Here is an 11,888-nt window from a genome sequence, read left to right on the forward strand (position 1 = left end):
TAACGGAGCTGTAATGAGGAGACACATTTTTAATGATAAAGACCTTCCATTTTCTGATTTTATAAACTTTAATTGCATCATTTATCGTTTGAATAATATTCATACCTTTCGACCTGTCTCATTATCCCTTTACCATCATTTAAAAGAAGATGACCCATACAAGTGGTATAGGAATGGAATTTCCCTCCCGCTCATACAAATCATCTTCTTTATTATAGCTCTAGCTCTCCCATTCTAAGGAGTTCTACAACAGCCTGTGAACGCCCCTTCACGCCCAGCTTCTGCATAGCATTCCTGATGTGTCTAGAATGCATAAACATAGCTACAAATTACCGAGCGGTGAATAAATTTTCACATTTCCATCACTATTTACGGTCATTTCCTCAATCAACTGTTTTAATACGAGTTGTAATTCATCCACATGACTAAAATCCAACTTCACTAATTTGTTCAACTCATCTTTTACTTGTTCCTTAATGATTGTTTCATTATTCACTTTATGATGGGTTGCCTGTAGTTTATTCAACTGGTCTGTCAGGTCTTCGATTGATTCCTCATATTGCTCTTTTTCAAACTCATATTGTTCTTTCTTCATTTCACCTGAATGAAAATCTTCTCTAATGTTCATAAGCATTTTTCTTTTAAGTTTAATGGTGTTTTCCAATTTCTTTTTTCTTGTCTCCATATCGGTCTCACTTGGAACATTCTGAACTTCAACGCCTGCTGCGACCTCATCTATGGCGATGAGCTCCTCTAGTCGCATGGTGATTCTCATCATTATCTCTTGCTTAAAATTTTCGAGCTGAATCCACAAATCATTTTTGCAGCCCTTTACGCCCATTCTTCTCCTGGAAGAACAGATGAGATAGCGGTATTCTTGACCTCTTTTTCCGACCTTTCCGGATTTCATCGAGACAAAGTTACTGCCGCAATGCTCACACTTCAAGATGCCAGCAAACGGATTTACTTGAACATTTCGAATGCCTCCTCGTTTTCCACCCCCACGCTTCAAACGGATTTCCTGAGATTGTTTAAACATTTTATCATCGATGATGGGTTGCCATTCTTTTTCTTTATTTTTTATCCATTTGGATTTATCTCGTTGTACCAAAACTGTTTGGCGGTCATGTAAATCATCAATATTGGTTACTTTTTTTACTTTATATTTGTTGTGGACATTGTATCCAATATAAGCTTCGTTTTGCAGAATCCTTTGAATCGTTGTAATGCCCCAAGGTTTTTTTTTCTGTGGAGAAGGTACTTTCATTACAGTATTTAAATAATCAACAATTCGCTTTTCTCCCATGTTCTCATGAACATATAAGTGAAATATCGTTTGGACAATACGAGCATCTTCCTCCACTATCTCCAATGTTTTTTTTACTTCTTTTTGACTTATAGGGATGTTTATTTTCTTATAGCCAAATGGTGCCTTGCTCCCTGTATAATTACCTCGGTTTGCGGACTCTTTGATTCCACGCTTAGAAGCAATGGATATTTGCTGGGACAGTTTTTGGTTTACTGCCGAGATGATGGTAAATATCATTTCATCATTACTAACTTTGGAATCATATACATCGTCAATGGATATTAAACGGATGCCTAGTCCATCAACCAGGATTCTTTTTAATGCGATAGCATCCAAAGAGTCACGCGAAAATCTTGAAAGGGATGCAAAAATGACTGTCGAAAAATACCCTGCTTGTGCATCTTTTATAAGCTGTTTAATATCTTCCCTATTGATGATACTGGTGCCTGTTGACCTGTCTTCATAGATAAATTCTTTACGAACTTCTAAATCTTCATCATCCGCTTTTACTAAACAAACCGCTTTTTGGTGTTCAGGTGAGTCTTTTTGGCTCTCTTTTAATGTAGATACACGGACATAAATGGCTGCGATATTTTCATTCTTTTTTCCCTTCATCTCTTTCCCTCCCATAAAAAGAAAACCTCAACGCAAAATTGCTATTGAGGTCTAGTTCTTCTTATTATATTACGTCGTTTTATTCTTCGTAAAATATTATGAGGTTTTTCGCTTCAATTGTTGATTCCGCATCTCCCGATGATAATCCCCCATCGCTTTATGGATGGTCTGCTGGACCAAATTATCGATAACTTCTCCAGATGATTTTCCAGAGTTTTTACTTGGTAAAAAGGTATATGTCAGTTTTTTCTTCCCCATAAAAAATCATCTCCCCTCCATACACGATATGTCGAAATATGTTTGTCCTATTACATATGTACAAGTCATAAAATCAATAACTTTATATGTATTTCGTTAGGTATTAGTATTATAAATTTTGAAATATCACAAAAAAATATTGATGTTGAGAATTCCGTGGTGTATGTGTAATGGAATTGTAAAATTCGTTATATATTTGAAATACTAATTGCAAATAAAAAGGCAGTCGTTCAAATGAACAAAACTGCTTTCAGTCTCCAAAATTCGTAATGCAATGGAAAATTTCAACTTTATCAGGTCAGCACTCCAAATATGGGTTACTACAATAGAAAATAAATCCACAAAATGACTTCAATTTTTCATTATTATTTTGTCAGCAAGGTTCTTGGTCTCCGTAAATTTTTCAGACACTTGAATTAATTTCTAATTTTACAGGTAAGAAAAGACATTGCTCGTGCTAGGCACTCGGATTTAAAACCAACCCACTTATAGAAAACAAAAATATATAGCAGCCGTTCGGAGTGCCTTAGCTCGACTCACACGCAAAGCGAAATGATTTTGAAAGAAATTCAGATTATATGATACTGTGAAAAATGTTTTAATTTGTCATAATATTGTCGAAAGGAAAAGTCGATGCATAAAGCGAATTCTTTCTGTATTTAGGGGGTTTTACGATGAAAATGAAATACTTTGTTTTGTATTATGGAGATAAAAGACAGCCATTTGGAGAGTTCTACTTGAAAGGAAAGTCCATGAATCATATAGCTGAGCGGGTGGAGAATTACCAAGACGGAGCATTGAGTACCAATAAGGGAACGCTTATGACATCGAACATTCAATACGGTTATCTGTTAGAGGTCAATCCAATCGAACACAATCTTTCTAAACGAGACTTTGGTGTCCTGAATGAGAACCAAAGCTACTGCTTATCGGAATTAGGAAATGAATAGTTGGATATGCGAGATTTGGAATGTCCCGTTTTTCCTTTTAAATGTGAAATGGTTATTGACAAGGACGATGTCCGCACACCACGAAGTGAAAAATCCTTTGAAACAATAAAGAATGAAAAGAACCAATCAAATGAATGAAGGTCAAAAACATCCAAAGCACTATCTTGAGAAACAGATAGCACTTTGAGGATAAAGAACTTTTTAAAAGGAAAACTTGAAATAAAGTGTAAAGTCATTAAGATGAAAAGTATCCATAGAAGGAACGAGCATCCGCAGGATGGAAGTTCGATGGTTGGAATCTTTTGACCTTAACACCAAACAAACAGAACGAACAACATATAGATAATAAAAACCAAATTAAATGAAGACATAAAGAGCCTAAATCAACCTAAGACTATATGGTTCTAAGGCGGAAGTCCATTTATAGTCGGCAAGAATTAACGGAAATTTGTACCCTAGGTCGGCAAAAAGTTACGGAAATTTGTACCCCAGGTCAAATGAAAAAGAAGACGATTATTCGTCTTCTTTTTCGTTTCCTGTCACCTTATTGAAATCATCGGAAGTGATATTGAAGAAGGTGAAGATAATCTTTTTCCACTCTTCATCACATTTCATATTTGGAGAGGCATATACCAATAAAGGATTCATGAAAAATATTTCTCTGCCGTTCGAATCCCAACTGCCAACTGCACCTAACTTCTTTAAAATCTTCATACTTGCTTCTAATTCCGCTTTTTGTGTTCCGCTAAGGCTCTTTGTATTTAATCCACTGTACATATTGTATAGTTCGTATTTTTTAAGGAACTTGAATTGGCGGAATCGTTTTTTCATATTTAGTGCGTCAACTACTTTTTCTCCATCTTTAACCAAGGTAGGGTCACTATGATTTTTTAAGAACATAAATGTTTTATAATGTGTTTTAGATAACAACACTCCTAATAAGGCTAAAGGGTAAAAATTCTTGAATTTAGGTTTCTTTTTAGCAAAAGCTGCCTGACTCCTTTCGAGTCCAACTGCCTTCTTTACTTCTCCATCTACTTTAGAAATAATTTCTTGTAGTTTATTGAATGCCACTTTTTTCGTATATTCATCCGAATCGTTTGCACCTCGTAAGAAGGCAGTATTTTTGAATCGATATGCTTTCCCATTTATACCTGATAGTTTTACTTCTTCCATAACATCTGCACCAATAAACTCGTCAAGGTAATCTTGACCTGTTCTGATAGAAACACCCATCGCATCCGCAAGGTCTTTTGTTAAAGCGGGTTTGTTTTTAATACGAATAACACTGTCTTTGTTTTCTTTTTCATTTGCATTGTAGTTCATTTTGGGAACTAATCGGATTAAGCTATCCAATTTTTTTGCACTAAATTTTCCAACTACACCGTTTTCGTAAACAGAAGTCGCTTGTGCAAAAGGGTCCTTTCTTTCTCCATTTTTTCTATATTCTTCTTTTTCTATCATTTCTTTAAACGATTTATCTGAGTTCTTACTTATTAGTCTTTCGTTTGCCCCTTGGATTCTTTCATAAGTAATGAATTTACCTGTTGCTCTTTCAATTACCTTAAAGAAATTCTCCTCATCTGTTGCTTCGAAAATAAAATCCTCGTTATTATATTTACTCATTATTATCCTCCTAAAATATAATTTTTTAGGAGTCAAACCAATTTTTTTTGAAAATCTTGAAGGATTGCAAATGAAAATGTACAATTAATATGTTGAATAGTTTTGTTTTGGGATTCATCTGGTTGGTTTAACTCCTGTTTGGATTAACTCCCAAAGGATTACTCCTAAAGGCTAATTCCTGAAATGAATTTAATATCTTCATTAAACAGATGGACAAATCTTGTCCAATCCGAAGAGGCTCACCCAAGCCTCTTTATTTTTTTGTCTGAAACTGTTTATTTCCCTCGTTTTTTTCACTCTCTAGCGATTGCTTTCTCATTTTTTATGAAGCGTTTGTATTCTGTCTCGATGATTCTTCTACTCTCTTTATGTTCAATTTTTGCCATCATCTCAATCAAAAAATCTTCCACTTTTGGAATTCGGCAGATGTTCTTGCGGTAAAATGCGGTCTTCTGGGCAGCCATAATAGATTCCTCCATGTATTTTGTTTACATCATTACACTACCGTCGAAAGAGGATAAATCCTAGATTCGCAGTCATATTTTTTCTATAATTTTTTTCTATCACTTTTTTCTTCAGTTTTCATTATTTTCCTTTTTCTAGAAAACAAAAAAATAAAGTATGAAATAAGAAATATGATTTCATACTTACTTTTCTCTTTTTAACATAGGGTTTGAATGAATCAAATCAATGTGAAGTATGAAATATGAATTCCATAAATCGATAGGAATGTATCTGTTGAGGTGGATTACTAATGGAGAAAGGAATTGAGGGAACTATTGATTAAGCAGATTATCATGATATGTATGAAAAGAAGTCTAATGACCTCTTTCTATTTTCATTTTTAACTTACTGGATTATTTTTTGCATTATCTATATTTTTTCTTCCCATTCCCACGGTAAGAACCCATGAGTTGCCTTGTATTGTTTTATTGGGTCATTATACAGAGGGAATTCGAATTCGATATCTTTGACAGGGCTTGCTAGGACATAATCCGATGTTTCATTATCGTTATGTTGATTTGGATGTTCCCAAGGGTAATTACCAGTAAATTTCTTAAAAGATTCTAACGGGTCATCATCTGAAGGTTCCTCAACTTTGAAAAGGTTATCTAGGTCATATTCCGATGGATATAAATCTTGCTTATCTTTGAAATTTTCTGCAAAACCGTCGCTTTTATATTCCCCAGGGTAATACCCAAAATCTGTCTTGTAATTTTCTAAAATGTCATCAAAAAACTGATTGGAATCTTGGAAGCGGTCATCATGTGGTGGGAATTCTTCGTTTTTACTTCTCTGAGGACGAAAGTCAACTCTTTCGTATTCATCACCATCATCTACTTCATCTCCCCAATAAGCAAGAGAATCAACTACCTCTAAGGATGAAGAATCATTCTGTTGATTTTCAGATTCCGCTAATTTTTCTTGGTAGTATTCATTCTCCATTGTTAATTGTACATTCTTTACCTTTTCTTCGTAGAGAAGTTTTCCATATAATTTGCTCCGATGGTTAAACCAAAAACATACGACTGCGAATAAGACTACGACCACTGCCATTACTAAAACTTCTACCACTGTTTATCTTCTCCCTTCCATTTGCTTACATTTTTATTATACGGCGCTGATAGTCAATAATAAAAATAATATACGTTTTTTTATAAAGTAATTTGTAAGAATGGAAGCTAAGAAATATGAAATGTGATTTCTTATTTTTAAAAATATGATTGATTGAGGAATCAAACAGATAAGAAGTATGAAATAAAATTAAACACTCCAAAGGAGACCTAAAAAGCCTTCAACTCTAATGTTCCATACGGGTTCTTGGGGAAGTAAATTCTGAAGTATTCGCTGAACTCAGAAGCGCAACTCTGCTGTGATAAATGAGAACCTAAGCTACAGCCTCAGGATTTTAGAGAAAATAGTCAGTAAAAAAGATAGGCTTTATTAGCAACATTTCAGCCTCAGAACCACTACTGTTTTATGTATTTTCACCTTACTTTCAGTTTATCCTCAAAGACATTTAAGCCCTCTATCTCTATATTTGTTTCTTTATTGATGATTTTATTGACCGTTTCTGCTGTTTTCGTCCGTATGCTAAAGTAATCTTCATTTACATCCTCAAATAATGAATCCTGATACATATTGCTCCTCCCAAAAATAGCCTTTTATAGGTAAAATTATACCAGTAAGTATTTTTAATACAATTGTTTGAGATGCTCTAATTTTATTGTAGTTAATAGTTCCTATATAATAGAAGAAAGATTAGAAGATATTGGGAGGCAGTTATGGGGAGCTATGCTTCGTTATACATAAGTGATTTTGAATTCTATTCATACAAGAGTGCAATTGAACATGAAGTAATGACCTTGTTTAGAGAATCAGATAAAAAAAGGCTGGATTGGAAAGATGATGATGGGGAAGAACGAGTAACATACAAATATAGTAATACGGTTAGGAATATAAAATTAAGATTAGACATTATGGGCTTTAACTTGGACAAAGCAAAAGAGGAATTCATTACATATAACAATGTTGAAGAGAGTTTCTCAGTTTTAGTAGATAATAAGTTTGTCGAATTAGATTTTGAAGGTTACAACTTTTACAAATGGCTAGATACTTTGGGTAGAATAGCCAATAAACCGTTTAATATATGGGAGCAGATGAGATTTCCAAAGGATAATAAACAAGAAAGCATTATGGAGCATTACATTTTAAACGAACATCATGATGGCGAATCTTTATTTGGCTTTAAAAGTACAGATTTTAGATTCGTTTTAAGGGCTGTTCTTGAAATTTTTGAAGATGGTGAAGAATGCAGTATAGATTATTCTGACCTAATTGACGGTGGATATTACGAAGAATCTGATGAAATAGCCAAATCATCCTTAGAATACTTATACCAAAAAACACTTTCTAATCAAAAAATATTAATTTTGACGGAAGGGTCCACTGACATATCAATTATTAAAGAAACTATGAGTATTTTATATCCTGATGTCCGAGATTATTACTCCTTTATGGATTTCAACAATTCCAATGCGCCAGGTAGCGCATCTGCACTAGTCAATTCTGTAAAAGCATTTATTGGTTCAGGCATTAATAATAAAATTATTGCACTATTTGATAATGATACCGCTGCATATGACGCAGCAAAACAGTTAAAGAAAATACAGATACCCAGCAACATTAAAGTGTTGCACTATCCAAATATAGAAATTGCTAAAAAATATCCAACATTAGGTCCAATAAGTGGAACCACCCTCTGTGATATTAATGGTCTTGCCTGTAGTATTGAACTCTACTTAGGTGAAGATATTTTGCTCAATGAAAGTGAAGAATTTACTCCTATTCAATGGAAAGGTTATAATCAGTCACTTAAGCAATACCAAGGTGAAATCCTTAACAAAGAACAACTGATAAAAAATTATTTACAGCTTCTTAAAGATGTTGAAACAGAAAGTGTGCTTATGAGCTATCATGATTGGACAGGAATGGAAAAGATTCTTCAAATGATTTTTACAGCTTTTGATTTAGAATGAGATTAAACTATTATTGTTTCCAAAAGAAAGCTTGGACAATATCTTTCCAAGCTTTCTTCCTATTTATAAAAATAATAAAACTTCCTGTCTTTCGATGCTATTCTCATCTAACTCTTCAAGGAGCCTATTTTTTCTTATATTGATTAAACGCCCGTCTTTAAATTTAAAATACTGCGGATAATTCCTTATTAAATAATCCGCTACATGTCTGGACAAGCCGAGATTTTGAAGGGTGATTCCTGCACTGCTTCTCGTTCCATATTCAATAAAGTTTCCCCAATTTGTTCCTGCATTATTTTTTCCTAGCACTTCTTGTAACATCAGATAATAATGATTCACATATTTTTGTATATGAAATCGAAGAATTTCTTCTATTTCTCTTATTAAATCATTTATCAAGGTATTCACATGCCATTTATTACCTTTAATAAATCTAACAGCTTGGCGTTCATTGTTTTTGTATTCAAAAATATTTTTACGATTCGTCGAAAAGTAGGATATTCTGTCACTAATAAGCTCATTTAAGCTTGTCCCGTTTATCCATTTATTCATTAATAAAGCAAAATACCGCAAGGCTTCCTTATTTTTGAGTTTAGATTCATATTCTCCCCATTGGTAAATAGTATAAAAATTTTCCAGAACCGCTAAACAATTTTCATAATTGACTGCATTCGGAAAAAGGATAGATTTTGGTACATTTTTATTTTCTAGAATATCCTGATAGGCTGATTCCTGCTGGATGACATCAATTAACTGATTGGATTTCAAAATATTTTTTGGAACAGTAATGTTTTTTACACGATTTTGAGCTAATTCTAGAATTTCTTTTTCATTTCTATCTAGTAATTTTTGAATTATTGGCGTTTTATATCCTGTTGGCAGCTCAATCGTATCGATGCTGATGATGTTTGCCAAATAGTGTATGATTTCCCTTTCAGACACTGTTGATTTTTCAATATTTTTATTTTCAATGGCTGCCTCAATTTGCTTTATTTTTGTTTCAATGTTACTGGAAACTGTCGGTTTCAAAAGAATTTGTTCTTTATTTTTGATTAAATCATCAATTTTCTTCCAAGAATTTTTCTCTTCTCTTATGCAGAAAATATTTCCTGACAATTCATATTTCAATCTGCCTGCTCTGCCCGCCAAATTCCAAAAATCGACCTTTTCAAATTTACGCTTTCCGTTTTTATTTTGCAGGATAAATACATTTTTCGCAGGCAAATTCACTCCTTCTAATAAAGTAGAAGTGCAAAATAAATATTTTATTACCCCTTCTTTAAATAGAGCTTCGATATTATGACGGATAACCTGTGGCAGATTTCCAAAGTGGTATCCTACTCCCCTTTTTAAACAATCTATCAGGAAATAATCAGGATGTACGGTTTTCTTGATGGTTTCAATAGCTTCCGTAATTTTTTCATTTTCTTTTTGGGAAGTTACCTTCACCCCGAACCGTTCACTGAATTGAATGGCTTTTTCGACTGTATGCCTGATTGAATTGCAGTAAATCAAATTGGATTTATCCTTTGATAAGGAATTGATTATACTTAAGCCATCTTTTTCATCAAGTATTTCTGGTCGATAAGTTTTGGATTCGTAATCAGTGTAATGAACCACTTTACCTTCAAATATATCTATGTAAAATAACTGCTGCGCAACGGGAGATTCATTGGAATAAAATATTTGCTCTGTGTTACGATTAAAAAGCTGCAAAAAAACCTCTGGATTTGTTACATTTGGGGATGCAAAAAGAATTTGAATATCCCGATTCACATAAATAGCTCGTTCGATGGCTGTATACAATGTGACACTTCTTTTATCCTGTCCCTGTGCTAATTTATGAGCTTCATCAATGAACAAGGTGTCAATAACAGGATAGGAATCATCCGATAAGTACGCTAACAATCGTTCTGGTGTTAAAATCATGATTAATTTGGAATCGCCGATTTCAATTCCTTCTAGATTGCCACTGGTAATAATGGTAAAGCCATGTTCTTCAATCAGCCCATATAATTCTGATTTTATTTCCGCCGCGAACTGGTGAATCAATGCTCTTGTTGGAACAATAATCGCAATGTTAGGCTTATTGTCTTTTTTCATTAAATCAGCGATGGTGATTTTCATCATAAACGATTTTCCCATCGAAGTAGGTCCAGAGAAACTGAAGGAATTAGAATTCTGCAATTTTTTATAAAGTCGAAACTGATGGTCCGTAAGAAACATTCCTTCAAAATTATCAATTTTGTGAAATACCTTTTTGATTTCTCTTTCCATTTCACGGTCTAACGGAAGTTGAGCCTGGTATTCCAGCAGTTCAAGGGCTGGAAAGTTCCCTAATTTATTTAGTACGGCGGTAGAGACCGTTTTATAAAAGGAATCCCCTTCATAAAAGGGATGAAGAAGGGTAATGATTTTATAGGATAAATTTCGGTACTTGGCTTCTTCTGAATTGGATAAAATATCACAAAACCTTAAAATATGAATTAATTCCTTTTGACTCAGCGGATGAATATTTTGTTCCTGAAATAGGACATTAAACAATAACTCGTTTGCCTTATCATATAGTTCCTTGAAATATTTATCTTCGTAAGCATCTTTAGCTAATCTCTCAAGTACCTTCATTTGCCTTCACCTTTTAGCTTTCTTATTACTGCCTTTCGAGTTTTGCTCATTTCATTGAATGGGATACAGTAAATATAAAAGTTGTAGCCGTATAAATCATATTTTTCAATCAATCTTTCGATGCTCGGAAATTCCTTCTTCACAGTTTCATTAATGATTTTGCGAATTTCTGCATTATATTCCCGACTTGACAGCTTCTTTTTTAACTCCTTGTCCATTTCGATGTCAAATCCTACAAAGATACCAAAAGCTTTATCGGTTTGGATTTCCTCTTCTCTTGCCGATGGGAAAATAATTTTTTTCAATTCTAAATAGGCATTCTCATCGTCTATCTCCTGATGAAAATGGGTATCTATCAACTGCATTTCGTATTCCACATTGTTTTTGGCATGCGTCAAAAAGCTGTTTATGGACTCGAATGCCTTATTTATTCCAGCTTTGACAGTTTTGTACATTTTGGATTCTCCAAAAACAATTTGATAATCATGTTCATCTAATTTTAATAAATGGATACCATCGGCACCTTTTACATAGTCATTATGGGAAGTTTTTAAATTCATTTTTGTTAATAATTTGGGAGCGCCTAAGTGGGTTTCCAATAAACAGTACAATAGCAGTTCACCAAACTCGCCTTCATTCGACTGATAATCCCGAAAGCGTTCCTGGGCAACTAAATTAAGTTCTCCAAACCGTTGTTCATCAACAAATTGTTTATATTCTTTATTTGATAGGCAAAATGTCAAAATAGAATTGGATAATTCCCGTAGCAGCGGCGCCAAATCAAACTGATTATTCGTTAATTTTAGAATATGCAAATTTAGTTTACATTTTTGCTCGACCAATAAATGGTCCTTAATATCATGATAAAAGTGGTCTAAGAATGACTTTCGCACTTGTGGTTTTAGCATCTTTTATAACACCTCTAGGCTCAGATAATTTTAATTATACCAGAGTCTTCTGGATTAT

General features: G+C 33.7%; 10 protein-coding genes and 1 pseudogene. 2 read left to right on the forward strand and 9 right to left on the reverse strand.

The features are described from left to right. Positions 1-212: 212 nt before the first annotated feature. From gerE to RTL21_RS12345, 3 genes and pseudogenes are all read right to left on the reverse strand, one after another. Positions 213-302 (reverse strand): annotated as a pseudogene (gene gerE, locus RTL21_RS12335) (spore germination transcription factor GerE); the annotation flags it as partial. Between the two features lie 20 nt (positions 303-322). After that, entirely contained in the window at positions 323-1,924 is a 1,602-nt protein-coding gene (locus RTL21_RS12340) for a recombinase family protein (RefSeq protein ID WP_312096188.1), read from the reverse strand. A gap of 96 nt (positions 1,925-2,020) precedes the next feature. Further along, a complete protein-coding gene (locus RTL21_RS12345; protein ID WP_312096189.1) occupies positions 2,021-2,182 on the reverse strand; it encodes a hypothetical protein in 162 nt (53 codons plus the stop codon). A 674-nt stretch (positions 2,183-2,856) separates the two neighbouring features. Between RTL21_RS12345 and RTL21_RS12350 the strand changes: the two genes are divergently transcribed. After that, positions 2,857-3,132 carry a hypothetical protein gene (locus RTL21_RS12350; protein WP_312096190.1) on the forward strand — a complete coding sequence of 92 codons (276 nt, stop codon included), beginning with the start codon at positions 2,857-2,859 and terminating at the stop codon, positions 3,130-3,132. Positions 3,133-3,645: 513 nt separating this feature from the next. Here the strand turns inward: RTL21_RS12350 and RTL21_RS12355 are convergent. The 4 genes from RTL21_RS12355 to RTL21_RS12370 form a co-directional block, all read right to left on the reverse strand. After that, positions 3,646-4,758 (reverse strand): hypothetical protein, encoded by a 1,113-nt coding sequence (locus RTL21_RS12355; protein ID WP_312096191.1) that lies wholly within the window; start codon positions 4,756-4,758, stop codon positions 3,646-3,648. Positions 4,759-5,051: 293 nt separating this feature from the next. Next, complete coding sequence (locus RTL21_RS12360; protein WP_312096192.1) at positions 5,052-5,222, reverse strand: hypothetical protein; 171 nt, start codon at positions 5,220-5,222, stop codon at positions 5,052-5,054. A 409-nt stretch (positions 5,223-5,631) separates the two neighbouring features. Next, complete coding sequence (locus tag RTL21_RS12365; protein ID WP_312096193.1) at positions 5,632-6,333, reverse strand: hypothetical protein; 702 nt, start codon at positions 6,331-6,333, stop codon at positions 5,632-5,634. A gap of 413 nt (positions 6,334-6,746) precedes the next feature. Next, the gene (locus tag RTL21_RS12370) at positions 6,747-6,899 is read right to left on the reverse strand and encodes a hypothetical protein (protein WP_312096194.1); all 153 of its coding nucleotides are present in this window, start codon (positions 6,897-6,899) and stop codon (positions 6,747-6,749) included. 144 nt (positions 6,900-7,043) lie between these two features. On the opposite strand from RTL21_RS12370, the gene RTL21_RS12375 reads away from it, so the two are divergent. Continuing rightward, entirely contained in the window at positions 7,044-8,297 is a 1,254-nt protein-coding gene (locus RTL21_RS12375) for a HEPN/Toprim-associated domain-containing protein (protein ID WP_312096195.1), read from the forward strand. A gap of 63 nt (positions 8,298-8,360) precedes the next feature. On the opposite strand, the gene RTL21_RS12380 is transcribed toward RTL21_RS12375, so the two are convergent. Further along, positions 8,361-10,922: a DEAD/DEAH box helicase gene (locus tag RTL21_RS12380; RefSeq protein WP_312096196.1), complete on the reverse strand. Its 2,562-nt coding sequence runs from the start codon at positions 10,920-10,922 to the stop codon at positions 8,361-8,363. Next, positions 10,919-11,830: a HamA C-terminal domain-containing protein gene (locus RTL21_RS12385; RefSeq protein ID WP_312096197.1), complete on the reverse strand. Its 912-nt coding sequence runs from the start codon at positions 11,828-11,830 to the stop codon at positions 10,919-10,921. Before RTL21_RS12385 ends, RTL21_RS12380 begins: the two co-directional genes overlap by 4 nt. Positions 11,831-11,888 lie beyond the last annotated feature (58 nt).

It is taken from the genome of Niallia sp. (assembly GCF_031978665.1).
Lineage (GTDB): Bacteria > Bacillota > Bacilli > Bacillales > Cytobacillaceae > Niallia.

Coding starts and splice junctions, on each gene's coding strand:
- RTL21_RS12355 (WP_312096191.1), bottom strand. CDS start 4,758: ATGAGTAAATATAATAACGAGGATTTTATTTTCGAAGCAACAGATGAG.
- RTL21_RS12340 (WP_312096188.1), bottom strand. CDS start 1,924: ATGAAGGGAAAAAAGAATGAAAATATCGCAGCCATTTATGTCCGTGTA.
- RTL21_RS12380 (WP_312096196.1), bottom strand. CDS start 10,922: ATGAAGGTACTTGAGAGATTAGCTAAAGATGCTTACGAAGATAAATAT.
- RTL21_RS12360 (WP_312096192.1), bottom strand. CDS start 5,222: ATGGCTGCCCAGAAGACCGCATTTTACCGCAAGAACATCTGCCGAATT.
- RTL21_RS12375 (WP_312096195.1), top strand. CDS start 7,044: ATGGGGAGCTATGCTTCGTTATACATAAGTGATTTTGAATTCTATTCA.
- RTL21_RS12350 (WP_312096190.1), top strand. CDS start 2,857: ATGAAAATGAAATACTTTGTTTTGTATTATGGAGATAAAAGACAGCCA.
- RTL21_RS12385 (WP_312096197.1), bottom strand. CDS start 11,830: ATGCTAAAACCACAAGTGCGAAAGTCATTCTTAGACCACTTTTATCAT.
- RTL21_RS12345 (WP_312096189.1), bottom strand. CDS start 2,182: ATGGGGAAGAAAAAACTGACATATACCTTTTTACCAAGTAAAAACTCT.
- RTL21_RS12370 (WP_312096194.1), bottom strand. CDS start 6,899: ATGTATCAGGATTCATTATTTGAGGATGTAAATGAAGATTACTTTAGC.